This window comes from Streptomyces luteogriseus (assembly GCF_014205055.1).
In the GTDB taxonomy this organism is placed as follows: Bacteria; Actinomycetota; Actinomycetes; order Streptomycetales; family Streptomycetaceae; genus Streptomyces; species Streptomyces luteogriseus.
The window spans coordinates 4,542,050-4,563,318 of record NZ_JACHMS010000001.1 but is presented as its reverse complement, the minus strand read 5'-3'; the positions used below and the strand labels follow the sequence as shown (position 1 = coordinate 4,563,318).

Below are 21,269 nucleotides of genomic sequence, written 5' to 3'. Positions count from 1 at the left end.
CCCGGCGGAGCGGGGAGCCGCTGCGCCCACCCGTGCCGCCCTTGGCGGCACGCATGCCCACAGCTAGGCGGACCCGCAGCGGTTGGCGTACGCAACGGGTCGTGTCGGGGGGTGTCCGCCCGCAGCGGTTGGCGCGTCAACGAACAGTCAGTCGGCGTGGCACCCCGTCGCGCCGTTCCGAGGGCGGACATCCCCCCGGCGCGGCCCCGACCCACCCCCCACGCGAAGGCGAAACGCACGCGCACCCCCACCGGCACCAGGCACAACCACCCGCACCACCCCGCGTCAGGCGAAGCGCCCGCACCCGGAGATCAGCCCTACACCCGCCGTCCCCCACCGGCCCCCGCCCCCAACGCCCCCCGCTGCGGGGCGATCCCCGCCGGTACCGCTCGTTGCCTGGCGGGCGTGCCCGTCCAGCAGGTGCCGCGGCGGGACAGCAGGCGGCGCAGCCACAGCTCCAGGGAGACCAGATCCGCGAGACCGTCCAGGGGCAAGGGTTCACCCGCCGCCGCGCCACGCAGCGCCTTGCGGACCACGCGGGCCTCGACCAGCCCGGCCTCCGCGAGCAGCGGGGTGTCGAACAGGGAGACCAGGGAGTCCGCCGCCACGCGCAACCCCGTACGCTCCGCGGCCGCCGCGGTCGCCTGGGTCGGGGCGCCCCAGCCGGGCGGCAACTCCCGGACACCGGCCCCTTCCAGCACCGTACGCAGGATCGCCGCCCGCGCCCCCGGCCGCACCCGCAGCGCCTCCGGAAGCGCCCGGGCCGCCCGGACGACCTGGTTGTCGAGGAACGGCGCGTGCAGCCGCTGGAAGCGGACCTCCGCGGCCTGCTCCAGCACCCGCAGGTCCGCCGCATGCCGGGCCAGCGCCGCTCGCGCGCGGAAGGCACCCGGCCGCTGCCCCGGTCCCACCAGCTCGGACCGGTGTGTCGCCGCCTGAAGGCGAACCGATACTTCAGCGAGTGCCTCACCGGTCAGCCAGCGCGCGGCCGGCCCGGGTCTGCCCCAGGTCAGCGCGGCGAGCGAGGCGTCCAGCGCACCCCCGGGCGCGTCGAGGCCGTCGTCGGAGCGGGGGTCGAGGAGGCGCTCGGCGAGGGACTCCAGCCCCGACCGGTACGGCGTACGGGACAGCCGCCGCGCCGCTGCGTACACCCGTGCGGGCACCAGCACCGACCCGTCGGCCTTGGCCAGCGCGGCGACCGGCCGTACGAGATGACGCCGCCGGCGGTCCATCAGCAGGTCGGCGAGGCGCGCGGGATGGGCGTCCAGGACCTGCCGGGCACCGTGCCCGGTGAAGTGGTCCGCGCTGCCCGCCGCGAGCCGGGCCCGATGCCGCGCCGCCGACACCAGACACGGCCCGGGTTCGTCGGTCAGCGGCCCGTCCAGCTCGGCGTACGGGAGGGTCTCCTCGCCACCCGCCACGACGACGTGGTGGAGCCTAGGGTTCGCCGCCAGCGCGCCCGCCCGCTCCAGTTCGGCCTCCCGCCCTCCGACGGCGAGGTCGTTGAACGTGACGGCCAGCAGCCGCTCACCGGCGCCCGTGCCGTGTCCCAGCACGGTGCCCGGCATCCCGGGAAGCCCCGCGGCCAGCAGCGCCAGTGCACCGGAGGCCGGCCCGCCGGACAGGTCCGCGCCGATCCCCGGCACCGGCATCCCCCGCGCGGCCCGTCGCTCGGCGGGTCCCATGCCGGGCACCGGACCCGGGTCTATGTCCGCCCCGGGGACGTGCCGAGGCGCGGACAGCCGCGTCCGTACGGCCTCCACGAGCGCGTCGCGCACCGCGTCGACCGCGCTGTCGGGGTCGGCCGGGGGCGCCGCCACGGCCAGCGAGGCGACCGGCTCGTACCCTGCGATCTCGCGCGCCCCGGCGCGCAGGATGAGGGCATGCCCGGGCGGAATGCGCTTCACGCCGTCGTACGGCGTGGAGTCGTGCAGAGCGGCGGGCACGTCAGGGGCGGCCAGCAGCGCGGCGAGATGCCCGAAGTCGAGGTTGGCCTCGATGAGGTCGGCCAGGGGCAGCGCGGCGGTCGCGTACGCCGTACCGCCGGCCCAGGGCGTGTGGAACACCGGCCGCGCGCCCGCGAGGTCGCCGCAGACGGTGATCCGCCGGCCGACCTGGACGATCGCGGTGTAGCTGCCCGGCCAGGCGGTCAGATGCCGAAGTGCCCCGCCGCGCGCGGCGAACAGCGCGACGCGCAGTTGCTCGTCGGTGGCGCCGCAGATGCCGAGGACCGCGATCCTGGTCCGGTCGTCGGCCTTGACGACCCGCACCTCGTCGGGGCGCCAGTCGCCGACCGCCCACAGCGGATCGGGATCGCCCCACAGGAGTTGGGACCCCACCGGGTGCAACGTCTCACCCTCGCTGCCGGTCGCCCCCGCCGAACCGGCAGCGACGGCTCCCGCGGCGGTGCTGCTCCATCCCACCAACCACCGCATCGCCGCCTCCACAGGCTGTGGACAACCAGTGCACCGTACGAACCGGTTCACCATGCTGCCATGAAGGAAGCGTTCCAGAGGGTGCCGACGCCGCTTGCGCTCCGCTGAATGCGCCCCGGCGGAGCCACCCACACCGCCCCGAATCCCCCGAACACCCGCACACCGCCCGCGAACTCGGGCGGACGGGACAACGAACGAAGGGACGACGGAGACAACGAAAAGACGACGAAGAGACGACGAAGGGACGAGGACGCACCGAACGCGCCGCCGAACAAGACGGCACCGAAGCGAGGGCAAACACAGAGGAACGGAGCGAGGAGCGGAGAGAGAAGCGGATCGACGGCCAAGAATCAAGGCACGCCAGCGACATGTCTGCCGTATGACTGCGACGCGAATGCGCCCCCGAAACGCGCCCCAATCACGCCCGACGCGCCCTCAAGTGCCATGGTAGGAGCCCTGATACCCCGCGATCGGCGGGGTCGATTTTCGGCCAAATCGCTGTCGCGCAGACAGCTTCGAACACTCTCCGTACAGGCCCGGCGTGCCGCCATCCGGTCGCGCAGTCCGGGAGACGGAGTACGCCTCCCGGACCGTTCCGCCGCCCGCGGGGATGTAGGCGGCGGTGTCCCCCAGCCCACTGGATCCAGTACAGCGGGCCGACCCACGCGATGACCATGGAACCGCTCCCGCGATGGCCGGAGAAGAGCGCACGGACAGGCGCACGGCCACACAGTGGGAGCACGTCGCAACAGCCCGTATCTGAACCGCACTTCAGTACGGACCACAATCCCGCCAACCGGAACAATGCCCCTTAACGCTTGGGATGCGGCGAACTACGCTGGGTTTACGAATGCCGCGTGGTTATGCCAGTGCGGCAGCCGTCTGTGTCGAGGGGTGGCGCATGTCCAGGGAGCAACGCGGGCCGAACGAAAAACTCGGCGCCGTTCTCGCCCTCGCGGGAATCTCGAACGCGGGCCTCGCGCGGCGCGTCAACGACCTTGGCGCCCAGCGCGGCCTGACGCTGCGCTATGACAAGACGTCGGTGGCGCGCTGGGTGTCGAAGGGCATGGTGCCGCAGGGTGCCGCCCCGCACCTCATCGCCGCCGCCATCGGCCAGAAGCTCGGCCGCCCGGTGCCGCTGCACGAAATCGGCCTGGCGGACGCGGACCCCGCACCCGAAGTCGGCCTCGCCTTCCCGCGGGACGTCGGCCAGGCGGTCAGGTCCGCGACCGAGCTGTACCGCCTCGACCTCGCCGGCCGACGGGCCGGTTCCGGAGGCATCTGGCAGTCGCTGGCCGGCTCGTTCGCGGTGAGCGCATACGCAACGCCCGCCTCACGATGGCTGATAACCCCGGCCGACAGTTCGGTCGCGCGTGACGTGGGCCCCGGCGAGGGCTCCGGCGCACCGCTCAAAGTCGGCCACAGCGATGTGCAGAAGCTGCGGGAGGCCGCCGAGGACGCGCGACGCTGGGACTCCAAGTACGGCGGCGGCGACTGGCGTTCGTCGATGGTCCCCGAGTGCTTACGGGTGGAGGCCGCCCCTCTGCTGCTCGGCTCCTACTCCGACGAGGTCGGCCGGGCCCTCTTCGGCGCCTCCTCCGAACTCACCCGTCTCGCGGGCTGGATGGCATTCGACACCGGCCAGCAGGAAGCCGCCCAGCGCTACTACATCCAGGCCCTGCGGCTGGCCCGGGCGGCGGCGGACGTCCCCCTCGGGGGCTACGTGCTGGCCTCCATGTCCCTCCAGGCCACCTACCGCGGCTTCGGCGACGAGGGCGTGGACCTCGCCCAGGCCGCCCTGGAACGCAACCGAGGACTGGCGACGGCCCGCACCATGAGCTTCTTCCGCCTCGTCGAGGCGCGCGCGCACGCGCGCGCCAACGACGCCCCGGCGGCCGGCGGCGCCCTGAAGGCGGCCGAGAGCTGGCTGGAGCGCGCCCGCCCCGGCGACAACGACCCGAGCTGGCTCGGCTTCTACTCCTACGACCGTTTCGCCGCCGACGCGGCCGAGTGCTACCGCGACCTCAAGGCACCCCGCCAGGTCCGCCGCTTCACCGAACAGGCCCTGTCGAAGCCGACCGAGGAGTTCGTCCGCTCGCACGGCCTGCGTCTGGTCGTCTCGGCGGTCGCCGAACTGGAGTCGGGGAACCTGGACGCGGCCTGCGAGCAGGGGGTGCGGGCGGTGGAGGTCGCCGGCCGGATCTCCTCGGCCCGTACCACCGAGTACGTCAAGGACCTCCTGCACCGGCTGGAGCCGTACGGGGACGAGCCGCGGGTGGTGGAGCTCCGTGAGCGTGCACGGCCGCTGCTGATGACTCCGGCGTAGTCGGAGCAGGTGTGCCGCCCGTCCCGCGTTTGAAGGCATTGTCAGTGGCGCAGTGCACTATCGAAGCGGGAGGTGGTGCGAGTGCGGATCACATACGACTGTGACGTGCTGGTGATCGGCGGCGGCATCGTCGGCCTGTCGACGGCGTACGCGATCACACGCGCCGCACCGGGCACACGTGTCACCGTCCTGGAGAAGGAACCGGGCCCGGGCCGCCATCAGACCGGCCGCAACAGCGGCGTCATCCACAGCGGCATCTACTACCGCCCGGGCTCCCTCAAGGCGCGCTACGCGGTGCGGGGCGCCGCGGAGATGGTCAAGTTCTGCACCGAGTACGGCATCCCGCACGCGGTCACCGGCAAGCTGATCGTCGCCACCGACCGCGCGGAGCTGCCCCGTCTGCACGCGCTCGTGCAGCGAGGCCGGGAGAACGGCATTCCGGTGCGGGAGCTGGGCGGCCCCCAGATCGCGGAGTACGAACCGGAGGTGCGCGGGCTCGCCGCGATACACGTCGGGACGACCGGCATCTGCGACTTCGTGGCCGTCGCCCGCCAGCTGGCCCACGGCTCGGGCGCGGAGATCCGCTACGGCACGCGGGTCGTGCGTGTCGACCGGCGCCCCGAGCGGGGGGTCGCCGTACTCACGGCCGCGGGCGATGTCGTACGCGGGCGGGTCCTGGTGAACTGCGCGGGTCTGCAGTGCGACGAGATCGCCCGGCTCACCGGGGACGACCCGGACATGCGGATCGTGCCGTTCCGGGGCGAGTACTACGAGCTGGCCCGGCCGGAGCTGGTGCGTGGCCTGGTCTACCCCGTGCCCGATCCGGCGTTCCCGTTCCTCGGGGTGCATCTCACCCGGGGCATCGACGGGGGTGTCCATGTCGGTCCCAACGCGGTGCCGGCCCTGGCCCGCGAGGGGTACGGGTGGGGCACGGTCCGCCCACGCGAGCTGGGCTCGACCCTGGCCTGGCCCGGCTCCTGGCGGATAGCCCGCCGGCACTGGCGGTACGGGGCGGGTGAGCTGCGGCGGTCCCTGTCCAAGACGGCGTTCACCGACGCGGTGGGCAGGCTGCTGCCCGGGGTCTGCGAGGACGACCTCGTGCCGACGGCCGCGGGTGTGCGCGCACAGGCGGTTCTCCGTGACGGGACCCTGGTCGACGACTTCCTGATCCGCGAGGGCGCCAGAACCGTCCACGTCCTCAACGCACCGTCCCCCGCGGCCACGGCGTCCCTGCCGATCGGCAGGGAAGTGGCACGCAGAGCACTGAGCGCGCTGTGAGGCCTGTGGGGCTGCCCTGCTCTGAAGCCGGGTGGATCCACGACCCGGCGTCGGGGGGGGTGCCGCTGCGTCGGTGCTGAGGCCGGGTGGGTCCGCAGCCCGGCGTAGCGGGGTGCCACTCTCCTTGGGACGGGTGCCGCCCCTGGCGGCACGCATGCCCGCAGCCAGGCGGCTGCGCATACCCGCAGCTGGGCGGACCCGCACCCGCGTACGGCGAGAAGGGGCCGTGTCGGGGGGTGTCCGCCCGCAGCGGTTGGCGCGTCAACGGACAGTGAGTCGGTGTGGCACCCCATCGCGCCGTTCCGAGGACGGACACCCCCCGGCGCGGCCCCGACCCACCACCGGCGCGTACGCGCCACACCTCAGCCGTAAAATCAGGGGCACTGTGTCTGACTCCGCGAACACCCCCGAAACCCCGAACCCGCACCCTGCCTCGCACCCGGACCCGGACCCGCACACCCCCGGTGTCTCCGTCCGGCGTACCCGGTCCAAGGGCGAGCCGCGCTTCCCCGACGGGCCGAAGGCCGACCCCGCCGGGTCGCACTTCGAGCGGCGGATCCGGAGTTTCCAGCCCCGCCGCAGCCGCGTCACCGCCGGTCAAGCGGACGCGCTCCAGCGCCTGTGGCCCAAGTGGGGCCTCGACATCGACGGCAGCCGGACCCTCGACCTGCCCGAGCTGTTCGGCAACGACAACCCCGTCGTCCTGGAGATCGGCTTCGGCATGGGCGAGGCCACCGCCCAGATGGCCGCGGCCGACCCCGCCACGAACATCCTCGCCGTCGACGTCCACACCCCCGGCCAGGGCAACCTGCTCAACCTCGCCGACCGCAACGGCCTGTCCAACATCCGGGTCGGCAACGGCGACGCGATCATCCTCCTGCGCGAGATGCTCGCCCCGGACTCCCTCGACGGCCTGCGCGTCTACTTCCCGGACCCCTGGCCCAAGAAGCGGCACCACAAGCGCAGGATCATCCAGCCCGACTTCCTGACCCTCGCCGCCACCCGCATCAGACCCGGTGGCATCGTCCACTGCGCCACCGACTGGGAGCCGTACGCCGAGCAGATGCTCGAGGTCCTCACGGCGCACCCCGACTTGGAGAACACGCAGGCGGACGGTGGTTTCGCGCCGCGCCCCGACTTCCGTCCCCTGACCCGTTTCGAGGGCCAGGGACTGGACAAGGGACATGTCGTGAACGACCTCCTCTTCCGTCGCGTACAGCACGTGGACCAGCCCCCCGCCGGCGCCTGACCACCCCTGGCACCTCTCCCGCCTGCGGACAGCGCCCATCCGTCGTTAGGGTCAATTCCGTGGCCACCAGCCCCCCGCATCCGTCGTACCCCAGCGGTCCCACCGACGGCGCACCCTTCGTTCCCTCGGACACGGCCGGCCCCGGCACGGCCGGCCCCGGCACGGCCGGCCCCGGCACGGCCGGCCCCGGCACGGCCGGCCCAGCCACACCCGGCCCAGGCACGACCGGCCCAGGCACGACCGGCCCAGGCACGACCGGCTCCCTGCGGCACGCCCACTGGTGGCACCGCGCCTGGGTGCGCTACGGCGCGCTGAGCACACTCCTCGCGATATCCGGCCTGGTCATCCTCGCCCTGGTCCGCGAGGAGACCGGCACGGAAGGGTTCCTGGTCGGGCTGGGGCTGGCCGTCCTCCCGGTGCCCCTGCTGATAGCCGCGTTCCGCTGGCTGGACCGGGTCGAGCCCGGCCCCTGGCGGAACCTGGTGTTCTGCTTCGCCTGGGGCGCCTGCGCGGCGGCACTGATAGCGATCGTCGCCAACAGCTTCGCGACGAGATGGATAGCGACGGCGACGGCGGACCCGTCCAGCGCGGACACCCTCGGCGCGACGGTGATAGCGCCGGTGGTCGAGGAGTCGGCCAAGGCGGCGGCCGTCCTCCTGGTCTTCCTCTTCCGGCGCCGCGACTTCACCGGCATCGTCGACGGGGTCGTCATAGCCGGCGTGACGGCCACCGGCTTCGCCTTCACCGAGAACATCCTCTACCTCGGCACGGCCTTCGGCACCGACCAGCTCACCGGCGGCCGCGGCATCGCCTCCGTCACGGCGGCGACCTTCTTCGTGCGCATCATCATGTCGCCGTTCGCGCACCCGCTGTTCACGGTCCTGACCGGCATCGGCTTCGGGATCGCCGCGCTCTCGGCGGGCCGCCGGCCCCTGCGCCGCATCGCCTTCCCGCTCGGCGGGCTGCTGCTCGCGATGGGGATGCACGCGATGTGGAACGGCTCGTCGGCCTTCGGCGAGTACGGGTTCTTCGCCGTGTACGCGGCGTTCATGGTGCCCATCTTCGGGCTGCTGACGTGGCTGGTGATCTGGACGCGGCAGCGGGAGCTGAGGACCGTACGGGCGGAGCTGCCCGCCTACGCGGTCGCCGGCTGGCTGACCCCGGCCGAGCCGTACGCTCTCGGCTCGATGCGGGCCCGCCGGATCGCCCGCCAGTACGCCCGCCGGCACGCGGGCAGGGCGGCGGCCCGGGAGGTGGCCCGGTACGAGGCGTACGCGACGTCGCTGGCGTTCCTGCGGCACCGGGCCCGGCGGGGCAGCCCCGGGGCGGACTTCGCCGTACGGGAGCGGGAACTGCTCGGCGAGCTGTGGCGGCGTCGGGAGGTGGCCCGCCCCGCCCTGGACCACGCGGCCCGGATCACCGCCCCTCCGGTCCCGGTGACGCCACCGCCCTGGCCGATGTACGGGGTGTACGGGTACGGCCACCCGTCGGCGCCGTATCCCGCGTACACGCCGTACCCCGCGTACAACCCCTACCGCTCCTGAAGCGGCTCCCCGCAACCGCGCGCCCGAAGCTCCGCTACCGAATCCGCTCCCCGAAGCTTCTCCCGAAGCCGCTCCCTGAAGCCGCTCCCGAAGCTCGGATCAGGCCGAGGCCCGGGTGAGCCGCGCGATCTCGGTCTCCGAGAGCGTCAGCTCCCCGACGCCGAGCAGCGCGGGCAGCTGCTCCACCGTCCGCGCGGAAGCGATCGGCGCCGCCACGGTCGGCTGCGCGGCGAGCCAGGCGAGGGCCACGGTGGCGACGGGAGCGCCGTGCACCCCGGCGACCTCGTCGAGGGCGTCGAGAACCCGCCGCCCCCGTTCGGTCTCCAGATGCTTGGCGGCACCGCCCGCCCGCGCGCTCTCGACCTGCGTACCGGGCCGGTACTTGCCCGTGAGGAAGCCGGACGCGAGCGCGTAGTACGGAACGGCCGCGAGGCCGGCCCGCTCGGCGAGGTCCTGGATCTCGCCCTCGTAGGTGTCACGGGAGACCAGGTTGTAGTGGGGCTGGAGGGCGACGTACCGGGCGAGGCCCTCGCGGTCGGAGAACTCCAGGGACGCCCGCAGCCGCTCGGCGGTGATGTTGGAGGCGGCGATGTGCCGCACCTTGCCGGACTTCACGAGGTCGTCGAGCGCGCCGATGATCTCCTCGACGGGCACGTCGGGCTGGTCGAAGTGTGTGTAGTACAGGTCGATGTAGTCGGTGCGCAGGCGCCGCAGGGAGGCGTCGGCGGCGGCCTTGATGTTGGCGGCGGACAGGCCCCGGAAGCCGGGATGCTGGCTGACCTTCGTGGCGACGACGACGTCGGAGCGGTTGCCGCGCGCTTCGAGCCACGCGCCGAGGATGGTCTCGGACTCACCGCCCTGGTTGCCGTCGACCCACGCCGAGTAGACGTCGGCGGTGTCGACGAAGTTGCCGCCGGCGGCGGTGTAGGCGTCGAGGACGGCGAAGGACCGGTCCTGGTCGGCGGTCCAGCCGAACACGTTGCCGCCGAGGGCGAGGGGGAAGACCTCGAGGTCGGAAGTACCGAGCTTGCGAAGAGTCGTCATGGTCGGTGTCAACGACCGCGCAGGAACGCCTCATTCCGCAACGGACGCAAAACTCCCGTAAACCCCACGCCACCCCGCACGCCGCCGCACCGGACGAAGCCGCTCCGCGCCACACCGCAAAAGCCGGCGGCCCTGACGTCGAGGGGTCGTCGTCAGGGCCGCCGATGCTTCGACGAGCGCGCACTGCTCAGGGAGTCAGTCCCTTGCCCCGCAGCCAGGCCATCGGGTCGATGCCGCTGGCGGATCCGCCGGAGTGGACCTCGAGGTGCAGGTGCGCCCCGGTGACGTTGCCGGTGGCGCCCACGCGGCCGATGACGTCGCCGGTGCTGACCTTCTGGCCGACGCTGACGCCGATGGAGGACTGGTGCGCGTACCAGATCTCGGTGCCGTCATCGAGGGTGAGCACGGTCTTGTAGCCGTAGGAGCCGTTCCAGCCCGCCTCGGTGATGGTGCCGCTGTGCACGGCCTTGATCGGCGTGCCCGTGGGGGCGGCGAAGTCGAGGCCGGTGTGGTAGCCGGAGGACCAGTAGGCGCCGGCCTGGCCGAACGTCGAGGTGAGGGTGTAGGAGGAGGTCGGCAGCGTGAACTGCTTGGCGAGGGCGGCGAGCCGCTCGGCCTCGGCCTTCTTCCTGGCCTCTTCCTCCGCCTTCTCCTTGGCCTCGGCGGCCTTGGCCTTGGCTTCCTTCTCCGCCTTTGCGACCGCTTCCTTGGCCGCCTTCTCGGCGGCGGCCGCGGCGTCCTCGGCGGCCTTGGTCTCGATCTGTTCCTGCTGGTGCTCGACCTGCGCCATGATCCGGGCACGCAGCGCGTCACCGGCGCCGGCGCGGGCGCCGGACGTGTCCTTCGCGGTGTCCGCGGTGGCGGTGCCGAGGCTGCTGAGCGGGGTGGCGGAACCTTCGGGGGTGTCGTCGTCCGAGATGAGGGAACCCACCGAGGGCAGGTCCGGAACGGAGATGGACACCGGGGGCTTGCCGGTCTGGGCGCTGGCCATGCCGCCGGCACCCACGGCGGCTATGACACCGACGCCGAGGACGGTGGAGCTGCGGGCGAGGCCTCCGCCGCGCTGCTTGGTGACGCGATGCCGGCCGCGGACGGGACGGATGGACTCCTCGGTGGGGTTCCACTCCTGGAACGGGCCCTCGTCGGTGTGCTGGCCGCCGAATCCGAAGGTGTCGTTCTCGCGCTTCGGCGCGTACGGGGCCGCGGGGGCAGGCCGGTTGGACGCCACGTGGGCGTACTCCTTTCCTTCCTTCTCGCCTACCGGGTTAGCTGACGGGTTCGGAGCAGGAAGGTCTCCTACGCGCGTATACCTGCCGTGCTTCCACGGTGGTATCCGCCCGATTCACCCCAAGTGGTGGTTCCCCGGTTCCCTTTCGGGATTCGGCGCGTGCGCACGGAGCCGCCTTCTGTGACGGCTGGGACGACCGCGCTGCGTTATCGAACGTTAATGGAGGCGCGAGGGGTATTCCAGCGATTCCACTTGATCATTAACCTTTTTCGCGCGGACTTACCTGCCATGACCGGCTTAAATCGGGCGAGTTGACCGCACCGCAGGTGACTGACGGGTTTTGACGGTGCGTCAGTTGTTATGCGGAACGGGACGGTTCGCTCACCGACCGTAGTGAGCCATCGGGCAAGCATGGGAAAGCACCGAGGGCCGGAACCCTTTCGGATTCCGGCCCTCGGCCTTCAGTAGCGGGGACAGGATTTGAACCTGCGACCTCTGGGTTATGAGCCCAGCGAGCTACCGAGCTGCTCCACCCCGCGTCGTTGTGACTCCAGTGTACGCCATCCGCGGGACCACTCGCACACACCCACCGATCGGGCCGGTGCTCAGCCCGGCAGGTGATGGTTCGGGGCCTTGGCCCGCTCCTCGTGTTCCGGGAGGACGACGACCTCCACCCCCCGGGCCGCGAGGAGCCCGCTGCCGTCGGCGTCCGTCACGAAGGTGTCCGGCTCGCGCCAGGCCGTGACGACCCGCCGTACCCCCGCGTCGAGGATCAGCCGGGCGCATGGGGCGGGGCGTGAGGCGCGGCGGGCGCACGGCTCCAGGCTGCTGTACACCGTCGCGCCGGGCAGGCGCGGGTCGGCCGGGTCGATCTTGGCGAGGGCCGCCTCCTCGGCGTGCACGACCGGGTCGCCGGCCTCTCGGGAGTGGCCGCGGGCCAGTTCCGTGCCGTCGGCGGCGACCACGACCGCGCCCACGCTGAACGCCGTGTCCGACGGCGGGCAGCGCTCGGCCAGTTCACAGGCGAGGGCGAGCCAGTGGTGGTCGGCGGCGGCGGGGAGCCCGCCGGTGCCCGGGGCGGTCGGCTCGTAGCGCATCAGGACCACGTCCTCGATCCGCCGCGTCTCCAGCAGCCGGAGCCGGCCGCCCTGGTAGCCGCCGGGGCCGAAGAGGCGGGGGGCCCGGGGGTCGCCCACGAAGAGCGGGGCGAGGACGAGTTGGAGTTCGTCGGCGAGGCCCTGGGTGAGGAGCTGGGTGTGGATCAGTCCGCCGCCCTCGACCATGAGCCGCCGTACGCCCCGGACGTCGTGCAGGTGCGTGAGCAGCCGCCGCCAGTCGAGGTCGGCGCCGAGCGGGACGACGTCGGTGTTCAGGCCCAGGGAGCGGGCACGCTCGGCGCCCTGGTCGGTGGTGTAGAGGATCTTCCCCCCTCCGGTGTGCCAGAAGCGGGCGTCCGGGTCGAGGTCGCCGGAGCCGCTGACGGTGACCTTGAGGGGGTACTCGGGCTTGCCTGCGGCGGTGCGGGCGGCCCGGCGGCTCTCCGAGTTCACCAGCAGCCGCGGGTTGTCGGCGCGGATGGTGCCGGCGCCGATCAGGATCGCGTCGACGCCGGCCCGGACCTCGTCGACCCGGTCGAAGTCGGCCGGGCTCGACAGAAGCAGGCGGTCGGGCCCGGTGTCGTCCAGGTAGCCGTCGAGGGAGACGGCGGCGGACAGCAGGACGTACGGACGAGGCATCGGTGCTCCGCGGCTGGTCGGGACGGCGGGACGGGAGGGGCTTGGTTCAAGTTTGAAACAAACCTACACTGGTGGCATGACGACTCGCTGGCTCACCCCCGATGAGCAGCGCGCCTGGCGCGCCTACATCGCCGCCTCGCTGCTCCTGGAGGACGCGATCGACCGGCAGCTCCAGCAGGACGCCGGCATGCCGCACCTGTACTACTCCATCCTGTCCGTCCTGTCGGAGTCCCCGGAACGGCGGCTGCGGATGACCGATCTCGCCGAGCGGCTGAAGATCACCCGCAGCCGGCTGACGTACGCGGTCGCGCGGCTGGAGAAGGACGGCATGCTGCGGCGCGAGGCCTGCCGCCACGACAAGCGGGGCAGTATCGCCGCGCTGACCGACGAGGGGTTCGCCGTGCTGGAGCGGACGGCTCCCGGGCATGTCGAGACGGTGCGGGACTTCTTGTTCGACCGGCTCAGCGAGGAGCAGGTGGGGCAGCTGGAGGAGATCTCCACCGCGATCGCACAGGGGCTCCAGGAGGACGGGGCCCGGCCGGCGGCGGACGACGTGCCGTGGCGGCGGAGGTCGTCGCCGTCCTGCTCATGACGCGCCGGTGACGCGCATCACACAGAGCCTCAATCTCATTGCTTCAAATTTAAAGCATGAGTAGGGTTCCGGTCGTGGAGCTGCTTCAAATCTGAAGCAGTACGGTTGTGCAGCCGAACAGGAAACGGAACCCGGAGGCCCCGCATGCCCGACACCCCCGCCGTCATCGCCACCCCGCGCTCCCGCGTCCGGGTCCCGCTGCGCTTCCACGACGGCTACGAGGCCGACGCCGAGCTCGTCACCTTCCACGGGCTGGCCGACGGCCAGGAGCACGTGGCCATGGTCCTCGGCGAGCCCGGCCCCGTCCCGCTGGTGCGGCTGCACTCCGAGTGCCTGACCGGGGACGTGTTCGGCTCGGCCCGCTGCGACTGCGGCCCGCAGTTGCGCGAGGCGGTCGAGAGCATCGCCGAGCGCGGCGGCGTGCTCCTCTACCTCCGACAGGAGGGCCGGGGCATCGGCCTCTACAACAAGCTCGACGCGTACGCCCTCCAGGACGAGGGGCTGGACACGTACGAGGCGAACGCGGCGCTCGGGCTGCCCGAGGACGCCCGCGACTACACGGCCGCGGCCCAGATGCTCCGGGCCCTGGGCATCGGCGAACTGGACCTGCTCTCCAACAACCCCGACAAGGCTGAGCAGTTGCGGTCCTTGGGCGTCGACGTCCGCGACCGGATCCCCACGGGCGTCTTCACCACCGCCCACAACGTCCGCTACCTGCGGGCGAAGGTGCTCCAGACCCAGCACACGCTGCCGCTCACCGCGCTGACGGAACTCAGCGCCGGCTGAGCCGCCCCCGGTCCGGCCGGCCTTCGAACCGGGCTGCTTGCCGCTCGGTTCATCGGGTACAGCCTTTGAAAGAGGGCGATCTCATCAGTACCCGAAGCTTTATGGAAGTGACCGTTCGTGACCGATCTCGGCGGCCCCGGCAACCACCGGGCGAGGGGACCGGGCGATGGCCCGGAGGCCGTCGCATCGCAGATCGCAGATGCGGTGGAGAGTCTGACGGCGCTGTGGTCGGTCGCCGCGCAGGAGGCGTCCCTGCGCCTGTCCCTGCACCAGTTGCGGGCGCTGCGCACCGTGCAGACGGCGCCCGGCCTGAATCTGACGGCCCTGGCGGAGGGCCTGGACATCGGGCTCCCCACGGCCAGCCGCCTCTGCGACCGTCTGGCCGCGGCCGGTCTGCTGGAACGGGCCCCGCACCCCGACACCCGCCGGGAAGTGCAACTGTGGCTCACGACACACGGACAGCGCGTCCTGGGTGACGTCGCCGGCCGTCGCGCCCGGGCCCTGGCCGCGGCCCTGGCGGCGATGGAACCGGGCGAACGGGCGGCGCTGAGCAGGGGGTTGCGGGGTTTCCTGGCCGCCCAGGACACGGCGCCGGGTGCCGGCGGGGCGGAGTAGGTTCCGGCGCGAGGAGCCGCGGTGGCGAGAAAGCGAGCTCTCGCGGCGCGGCCCGGCCGCGCGGACGGTGACCGCTCACCGGTCCTGCCGACCACACCGTGATGAATCTCGGCGGCGATTCCGCGGCCAGGACCGTGGGCGTGTGCGGGCGTTCGGCCACCCTCCCTGCGCGACCCGTCCTGCGCGACCCGCCGCCGGCGAACCCTGGAACCCGGCCGATGCAGCCGCACCGCGCGACGCCGCCGGTCGTCCCCGCCCCGCCCAGCCCCCTCAAGCCCCCGAACCGTGGCGGCTCACGCCGCCGGCGGCCAGGACCGCCACACAGGTGTCGTCCCCCGCCGGCCGGGCCGCGCTGCCCGCGTCGCGGAGCACCACCGCGGCCGCCACCGCCGGGTCGCAGCCCGGCAGCACGCCGTCGTCGGGCGGTGTCCAGCGGCTGGGCAGGCCGTCGCTGTGCAGGACCAGCAGGCTGTCCGCGTGCCAGGGAACACGCTGCACGGGCACGGAAGCCGGGGCCTGCGCGCCCACGATGCCGGGGTGGGACAGCAACGCCTTCCACGTGCCGTCGGTCCGCAGCCGGGCGCCGACGTTGCCGATCCCGGCGAAGCTCAACCGACCTGCCGTCATGTCCAGTTGGGCCACGGCGACGGCCGCGCCCCGGGTGGGCCGCAGCGCCCGGCCCAGACTCCGCAGGATCTCGACGGGCGGCAGCTCGGCCAGGCCACGCAGCTCCTTCACCGCCGCCGCCGAGGCCTCGGCGGCCTTCACGCCGTGCCCCAGCCCGTCGGCGAGCAGCAGGGTCAGACGGTCCCCGCCTCGCACCCGGCCCCAGGCGTCCCCGGAGTACTCGGCCCGGCCGAGGGGGACGTTGACGCCCCCGGCGCGCGGACCGGGCGGGGGCGGGCCCTGGTTGCGGACGGCGGGCTCGTGGCCGATCCGGGCCATCACGACGGTGCCCCGGCCGGGCGCACTGTGCAGATCGAAGTCGTTCGCTATGCGCCGGCACGTGCCCAGGCCGGCGCCGAGCGAGGCGGCGACGGTCGTGGTGTAGCCGTCACGCATCGCCGCCGCGACGTCCGGGATGCCGGGGCCGTGGTCGAGCGAGACGAGCTGCACCGCCGTCCGGCCGCCGTCGTCGTGCCCCCGCTCGACGAGGCTGATCAGCACCCGCCCGCCGTCCGCGTGCCGCAGCAGGTTGGTGGCCAGCTCCGTCGCCACCAGCGCGGCGGCCGCGGTGCGGCCGGGGGGCAGGCCCGCGCAGGCGCTGGCCTCCTCGGCCGCCACCCGCACGTCCCGCACCCGGGTCGAGTCGTCCACCGGCACGTCCCAGACCCTGCTCATCACGGCACCGTCCGGGAAGGCGGTACGACGGTGGCCCAGGCGGTGACGGTGACGGTGGTCCCCTCACCGGGCCGGCTGTCCACCTCGAACTCCTGCACGAGCCGCTTGGCGCCGCTCAGGCCCAGACCGAGCCCGCCGCCACTGGTGTAACCGTCGGTCAGCGCCTGGTCCAGGTCCCGGATGCCGGGCCCGGTGTCGACGAAGTCCAGCCGCAGCCCGTACGACGACCCGGCGTCCAGCGGGGTGATCCGCACATGGCCGCCCCCGCCGTGGACGAGGGTGTTGCGGGCCAGCTCGCTCGCAGCGGTGACGAGCTTGGTCTGCTGCACCAGCCCGAACCCGAGCTCGGCGGCTGCCTGCCGGACCTGCTGCCGCACCCACGCCAGATCGGCGTCCGAGCCGATCGGCAGGCTGGCCGGACCGGCATGGCGGGAAGCCTGCATCACGGACTCCCCTCGCCCCGGCGCGTGGTCACGCCCAGCAGCTCCATCGCACGTTCGACGTCCAGGGCCGTCCGCAGGCCGGGCAGGGTGAGCCCCAGCTCGACCAGGGTGATCGCCACCGCCGGGCGCATCCCGGCCAGGACCGTACGGGCCGCCAGCAGCTTGGCTCCGGCGGCGATCTCGGCGAGGACCCTGCCCAGGAAGGAGTCGACGATCTCCACGCCGGAGATGTCGATCACGACCCCGCTCACCCGGCTGTCCGAGATCCGCGCCGTGATGTCCTGCTGGAGCTGCTCCGCCATCCCGTCGTGCAACTCCCCCTGGAGGGTGACCAGCAGGACATCGCCCAGCTGGAGGACCGGCACGGTGAAGCCGTGCCCGCCCATGGGCCCGTGTCCCGCGAAGGCGGTCACCGTGCGCCCGCGTCCGCCGTCGCGCCGGTCGCCCTCAGCGGTGCGATCTCGACCCCCTGCTCGCTGAGCGCGTAGGCGAGCGCGTCCGCCAGGCTCGAACGGGTGAGCACCGTGCCGAGGTCGATGCCCAGGTGGACGATGGTCTGCGCGATCGCGGGCCGGATGCCGGACACGATGCACTCGGCGCCCATCAGCCGCGCCGCCGCCACGGTCTTCATCAGGTGCTGGGCGACCAGCGAGTCGACCGTGGGCACCCCGGTGATGTCGAGGATGGCGTACCGGGCGCGCTCGGCGACGATCGCGTCCAGCAGGCTCTCCATGACCACCTGGCTGCGCGCGCTGTCCAGGGTCCCGATCAGCGGTACGGCGACGGTGCTCTCCCACAGCTTGATCACCGGGGTGGCCACCTCGTGCAGCTGCTCGCGCTGCCGGGCGATCAGCTCCTCGCCCGCGCTGACGGTCGTCTCCAGCACCACCAGGCGCAGCGTGCCCATGAGCACGGTCAGCGCCACCACGGCCTCCTGGGCCTCGGGGGCGTAGGGCTCGGGGAACTCGGCGCGCAGCAGCTCGGTCACCGGCTCGCGCAGTGCGGCCACCTCGGTGGCGACTCCGTCCGGGTCGGTGCCCGTACGGGCGCGGGAGGCCGCCATCCGCCCCAACTGGTCGCGCACGGACTCGAATCCGGACGCCCGGACGTCGTCCAGCCGCCCGGAGGCCGCCACCGCCGCCAGGGCGGCGGCCACCGCCCTGCCCGCCTCCACCGCCTCGTCCCGGGAGACGGTGAAGACCGTGCGGAACAGCGCGGCGTCCGCCCAGCGTTGGGCGATCTGCTCCCGTCGCCGCTCCAGAAAGGCGCTCACCTGGTATGCGGCCGGCTCCTGTTCCTCGTTCTCTTCCGACACCGACACTTGCATCGCTCCCTTGCACGGGCCGGACCGAGGTCGCGCGACAGCGCCTCAGCCATTACTTGCCGTATGACAAACATTAGTGCCGGCGTCCGGCACCACCAAACAACTGCCCACGGGGGCCCCCGACCTGCGTCTTCCCCGTCCCTTACCGACCACGCCAGTCCAGACACACCACGAGGGCGTCGTCGTCCGGGGTCGACCGGCCGCGGTGGCCCCTCAGTTCGCGCAGGACGGCCCGGGGCACCTCGGCGGCCGGCAGCAGCCGGGTCGACTGGATCGCCCGGGCCAGGGCGGCGTCCCCGTAGGCCTCGCCGCCCGGGGAGGCGACGTCGTAGACCCCGTCGCTGACGAAGACCAGCCGGTCGCCCGGCTCCACGTCGAACTCCTGGACCACGTAGTCCGTCTCCTCGAACATGCCGAGCGGCAGCTGGGCGTCGAAGGGCACCCGCTCCACCCCGCCCCCGCGCAGCCGCAGCATCTGCGGCGAACCCGCGTCCACCGCACGGACCCGGCCGGTGGCCAGGTCGAAGTCGAGCATCAGCACGGACAGGTAGCAGCGGCCCCGGTAGTGGGCGTACACCGCCTGGTCGGCCAGGGCCGCCTGGTCTTCGATGGACAGCCCGGCCCGGCGCGCGTTGCGCAGGGCGTTGATCGCCAGGTTCGTCAGCAGGGAGGCCTCCATGCCCTCGTCCATGCCGTTGGTGACGTAGAGGCTGAGCCGGTCGGCCGAGGCGGACCAGTCGAAGTTGTCGCCGAAGATCGCGTACGCCGGTTCCAGCTGCGCGCCCAGCTCGTACTCGGGGCGGGCGCAGGAGCGGCCCGGCAGCAGCTGCCACTGCATCTCGGCGGCGAGCGTGAGCCGGTCCCGGCGGCGCGCCTGGAGATACAGGTCGGTGTCCCGCTCGGCCACGACGACCTCGTGCCCGAGCACCTCGGCGATCTCGGCCAGCTCGTCCAGACAGCCCTCGGCGTGCTCGCCGCCGGGCAGGGTCACGGTCAGCACGCCGAGCCGGTCACCGCGCACGGTGACGGGCAGATGCACCCGCACGAGATCGCCCGAGGGGTCTTCCACGTACGGCTCCTGCGCGCCGAAGGCCCGGCCCGCCGGGCTGTTGTGCACGGACACCGGCCGGAGGGTGTGCGGCAGCACGGACACCGGCTGAAGCACCGTCAGTCCGTAGTCCGCGAGGAAGAGCTCGACGGAGTCCGCCGCGTACTGATCGGTCAGTACACGACGGACCGCGTCCAGCAGCTGATGGGGGGCCGCCGTGCGCAGGGCGCGCTCGGCGGCCACGAATCTGTTCGTGATCGTGTTCACGGTGTTCTGTTCACCATCCTCGACGGGACGCCGACGCGTCCTCGAAACGGGTTCTCGTCCACGGGCCGGGAAGCGGGTCCCGGGCGGTTCAGCTCACGCCTAGTACGCTGACGGCCATCCCGGCGCCTGCGAGAGTGTGACTGTGACTTCCCTCCGACCCCGCCCTGAGCCAGCAGAGGTCGCCCGTGTGACCTCCACGGCCGCGGAGTTGCTGGAAGTCCTCTGGGGCCGGGCCTCGACCGCGCCGGCCTCCGCGTCCCAGCTGCGGGTGCTGCTCATCCTCGAACACCACGAGGGCATCAACCTGCGCACGCTCGCCGACTCCCTCGCCTCCACACCGCCCTCGACCAGCCGGCTGTGCGACCGGCTGCAGGCGGCCGGTTTCGTGGAACGCGAGGTGAGCCCGGCCGACCGGCGCGAGGTCCGCCTGCACCTCAGCGGCCACGGCCGCGCCTTCCTCGCCGACCTGCGGGTGCGCCGGGAGCAGGCGCTGCGCGCGGTGCTCGACCAGATGCCCGCGGCGAAGCGGGTCGCGCTGCTGCAAGGACTGGAGGCGTTCTGCGACGCGGCGGCGGCCCGGATACACGACGACTCCGAAGACTCCCGCTCCTCCGACACCCGCACCGCCTGAACAGCCCGCCGCCGAACGGAGTCGTCCGTTCCGGCCTCTTCCCCGCGCACGTCCGGCACGCCTAGGCTGTTGCCCTCCACCTATAGTTGTCAAACGACAACCGTCCGCTCCACGAGCCCCTCGGCCTTCTCTCCCGCACCCCACCGCCCGCCCTCCCCGCTCGTACCGTCGCAATACCGGTCCGGGTACCCCGACACCGCCTCGACCTGCACCGACTGTGGTCTACATCTCGCCGGGGCATATGCGGGGCATGACCGGGGCGAGCGCGGGTAACGGCGCTGGAGGTGGCCTGTCGGGGGATCGGAGCGGGCCGGAACGAGAGGGAGGGCCCGTGACGGCGACCATGCGCATCGACACGACGACGGATTCCGCCACCTGCACCGGTGAGGAACTGCCGCAGATCGCCGAACCCCAGAAGCTCGCCCCGCAGGACGCGCGCGGGCTGACCGGACAGTTCCTCGACCGGCTCGCCGTGCTCGAGGAGGGCACGCCCGAATACCAGTACGCCCGCAACACGCTCATCGAGATGAACATGTCTCTGGTGCGCTTCGCGGCACGCCGGTTCCGCACCAGCGGCCAGTCGATGGAGGACATCGTCCAGGTCGGCGTCATCGGGCTGATCAAGGCCATCGACCGGTTCGAGGTCTCCCGCGAGGTGCAGTTCACCAGCTTCGCGGTGCCGTACATCATCGGCGAGATCAAGCGGTTCTTCCGTGACACCTCCTGGGCCGTACACGTGCCGCGCCGCCTTCAGGAAGCCCGTACGGAACTCGCCAAGGCCACCGAGGAACTGGCCTCCCGCCTCGGCCGCGCGCCCAAGGTGGCCGAACTGGCAGCGTTGATGAACCTGTCGGAGGAAGAGGTCGTCGAGGCCCAGATCGCCGCCAACGGCTACCTGTCGTCATCCCTCGACGCGACGGTCACCGGCGACCCGGACGAGAGCGACACGACGCTGTCGGAGTTCATCGGCGAGGAGGACCCGGCCCTCGAACTCGTCGAGGACTTCCACGCCCTGGCCCCCCTGGTCGCCGAACTCGACGACCGCCAGCGCCTCATCCTGCACCTGCGCTTCGTGGAGGAGCTGACTCAGGCGGAGATCGGCGCCCGGCTCGGCATCTCGCAGATGCACGTCTCCCGGCTCATCTCCCGCACGGTCGCCCGCCTGCGGTCGGGGATGCTGACCACCGGCTGACCACCCCCGGCAACGACAAGAGCCCCGGTCCGGAGACGATCCGAACCGGGGCTTCCTTGTAGGCCCTGTGGGACTCGAACCCACAACCAATGGATTAAAAGTCCACTGCTCTGCCAATTGAGCTAAGGGCCCAGGCGATGTTGCCCCCACGAGCATAGCCGGACGATGCCCGGTCTCCGATCGGGTATCG

General features: G+C 72.5%; 18 protein-coding genes, 2 tRNA genes and 1 riboswitch. Of the genes, 9 read left to right on the top strand and 11 right to left on the bottom strand.

Going from position 1 to position 21,269, the window contains the following annotated elements; translation table 11 throughout:
- Positions 1 to 317: 317 nt before the first annotated feature.
- Positions 318 to 2,435, bottom strand: coding sequence for an asparagine synthase-related protein (locus BJ965_RS20100; protein WP_184909906.1), 2,118 nt, complete (start codon positions 2,433 to 2,435; stop codon positions 318 to 320).
- Positions 2,436 to 3,336: 901 nt separating this feature from the next.
- On the opposite strand from BJ965_RS20100, the gene BJ965_RS20095 reads away from it, so the two are divergent.
- The 4 genes from BJ965_RS20095 to BJ965_RS20080 all read left to right on the top strand — a co-directional run bounded on the left by BJ965_RS20095 (position 3,337) and on the right by BJ965_RS20080 (position 8,832).
- Positions 3,337 to 4,761: an MFS transporter gene (locus BJ965_RS20095; RefSeq protein ID WP_184909905.1), complete on the top strand. Its 1,425-nt coding sequence runs from the start codon at positions 3,337 to 3,339 to the stop codon at positions 4,759 to 4,761.
- Between the two features lie 75 nt (positions 4,762 to 4,836).
- A complete protein-coding gene (gene lhgO / locus BJ965_RS20090) occupies positions 4,837 to 6,039 on the top strand; it encodes an L-2-hydroxyglutarate oxidase (RefSeq protein WP_184917353.1) in 1,203 nt (400 codons plus the stop codon).
- 385 nt (positions 6,040 to 6,424) lie between these two features.
- Positions 6,425 to 7,288, top strand: coding sequence for a tRNA (guanosine(46)-N7)-methyltransferase TrmB (gene trmB / locus BJ965_RS20085; RefSeq protein ID WP_184909904.1), 864 nt, complete (start codon positions 6,425 to 6,427; stop codon positions 7,286 to 7,288).
- Positions 7,289 to 7,551: 263 nt separating this feature from the next.
- Entirely contained in the window at positions 7,552 to 8,832 is a 1,281-nt protein-coding gene (locus tag BJ965_RS20080) for a PrsW family intramembrane metalloprotease (RefSeq protein WP_184917349.1), read from the top strand.
- Between the two features lie 99 nt (positions 8,833 to 8,931).
- On the opposite strand, the gene BJ965_RS20075 is transcribed toward BJ965_RS20080, so the two are convergent.
- The 4 genes from BJ965_RS20075 to BJ965_RS20060 all read right to left on the bottom strand — a co-directional run bounded on the left by BJ965_RS20075 (position 8,932) and on the right by BJ965_RS20060 (position 12,840).
- A complete protein-coding gene (locus BJ965_RS20075; RefSeq protein WP_184909903.1) occupies positions 8,932 to 9,876 on the bottom strand; it encodes an aldo/keto reductase in 945 nt (314 codons plus the stop codon).
- Between the two features lie 187 nt (positions 9,877 to 10,063).
- Positions 10,064 to 11,104, bottom strand: coding sequence for a M23 family metallopeptidase (locus BJ965_RS20070; protein ID WP_184909902.1), 1,041 nt, complete (start codon positions 11,102 to 11,104; stop codon positions 10,064 to 10,066).
- An 11-nt stretch (positions 11,105 to 11,115) separates the two neighbouring features.
- Positions 11,116 to 11,272: riboswitch (cyclic di-AMP (ydaO/yuaA leader) on the bottom strand.
- A 297-nt stretch (positions 11,273 to 11,569) separates the two neighbouring features.
- Positions 11,570 to 11,643: transfer RNA gene (locus tag BJ965_RS20065), tRNA-Met, on the bottom strand.
- Between the two features lie 66 nt (positions 11,644 to 11,709).
- The gene (locus tag BJ965_RS20060; protein ID WP_184909901.1) at positions 11,710 to 12,840 is read right to left on the bottom strand and encodes a dihydrofolate reductase family protein; all 1,131 of its coding nucleotides are present in this window, start codon (positions 12,838 to 12,840) and stop codon (positions 11,710 to 11,712) included.
- Positions 12,841 to 12,916: 76 nt separating this feature from the next.
- Between BJ965_RS20060 and BJ965_RS20055 the strand changes: the two genes are divergently transcribed.
- The 3 genes from BJ965_RS20055 to BJ965_RS20045 all read left to right on the top strand — a co-directional run bounded on the left by BJ965_RS20055 (position 12,917) and on the right by BJ965_RS20045 (position 14,833).
- Positions 12,917 to 13,432 carry a MarR family winged helix-turn-helix transcriptional regulator gene (locus BJ965_RS20055; protein ID WP_184909900.1) on the top strand — a complete coding sequence of 172 codons (516 nt, stop codon included), beginning with the start codon at positions 12,917 to 12,919 and terminating at the stop codon, positions 13,430 to 13,432.
- Between the two features lie 144 nt (positions 13,433 to 13,576).
- Positions 13,577 to 14,218, top strand: coding sequence for a GTP cyclohydrolase II (locus BJ965_RS20050; protein WP_184909899.1), 642 nt, complete (start codon positions 13,577 to 13,579; stop codon positions 14,216 to 14,218).
- A gap of 117 nt (positions 14,219 to 14,335) precedes the next feature.
- Positions 14,336 to 14,833, top strand: a complete 498-nt coding sequence (locus tag BJ965_RS20045) for a MarR family winged helix-turn-helix transcriptional regulator (RefSeq protein ID WP_184909898.1) — start codon at positions 14,336 to 14,338, stop codon at positions 14,831 to 14,833.
- A gap of 270 nt (positions 14,834 to 15,103) precedes the next feature.
- Here BJ965_RS20045 and BJ965_RS20040 read toward each other — a convergent pair whose 3' ends face one another.
- The 5 genes from BJ965_RS20040 to BJ965_RS20020 all read right to left on the bottom strand — a co-directional run bounded on the left by BJ965_RS20040 (position 15,104) and on the right by BJ965_RS20020 (position 19,256).
- Positions 15,104 to 16,174, bottom strand: a complete 1,071-nt coding sequence (locus tag BJ965_RS20040) for an ATP-binding SpoIIE family protein phosphatase (protein WP_184909897.1) — start codon at positions 16,172 to 16,174, stop codon at positions 15,104 to 15,106.
- Positions 16,174 to 16,617, bottom strand: coding sequence for an anti-sigma regulatory factor (locus BJ965_RS20035; protein ID WP_184909896.1), 444 nt, complete (start codon positions 16,615 to 16,617; stop codon positions 16,174 to 16,176). The genes BJ965_RS20040 and BJ965_RS20035 overlap by 1 nt, the downstream gene beginning before the upstream one ends.
- Complete coding sequence (locus BJ965_RS20030) at positions 16,617 to 17,003, bottom strand: STAS domain-containing protein (protein WP_184917346.1); 387 nt, start codon at positions 17,001 to 17,003, stop codon at positions 16,617 to 16,619. The genes BJ965_RS20035 and BJ965_RS20030 overlap by 1 nt, the downstream gene beginning before the upstream one ends.
- A 23-nt stretch (positions 17,004 to 17,026) precedes the next feature.
- Positions 17,027 to 17,944 carry an STAS domain-containing protein gene (locus tag BJ965_RS20025; protein WP_184909895.1) on the bottom strand — a complete coding sequence of 306 codons (918 nt, stop codon included), beginning with the start codon at positions 17,942 to 17,944 and terminating at the stop codon, positions 17,027 to 17,029.
- Between the two features lie 139 nt (positions 17,945 to 18,083).
- Complete coding sequence (locus BJ965_RS20020) at positions 18,084 to 19,256, bottom strand: PP2C family protein-serine/threonine phosphatase (protein WP_313666962.1); 1,173 nt, start codon at positions 19,254 to 19,256, stop codon at positions 18,084 to 18,086.
- A gap of 136 nt (positions 19,257 to 19,392) precedes the next feature.
- Between BJ965_RS20020 and BJ965_RS20015 the strand changes: the two genes are divergently transcribed.
- Positions 19,393 to 19,887, top strand: a complete 495-nt coding sequence (locus tag BJ965_RS20015) for a MarR family transcriptional regulator (RefSeq protein WP_184909894.1) — start codon at positions 19,393 to 19,395, stop codon at positions 19,885 to 19,887.
- Positions 19,888 to 20,230: 343 nt separating this feature from the next.
- Entirely contained in the window at positions 20,231 to 21,079 is an 849-nt protein-coding gene (locus BJ965_RS20010) for an RNA polymerase sigma factor SigF (RefSeq protein ID WP_030850443.1), read from the top strand.
- A 59-nt stretch (positions 21,080 to 21,138) separates the two neighbouring features.
- On the opposite strand, the gene BJ965_RS20005 is transcribed toward BJ965_RS20010, so the two are convergent.
- Positions 21,139 to 21,211, bottom strand: a tRNA-Lys gene (locus BJ965_RS20005).
- Positions 21,212 to 21,269 lie beyond the last annotated feature (58 nt).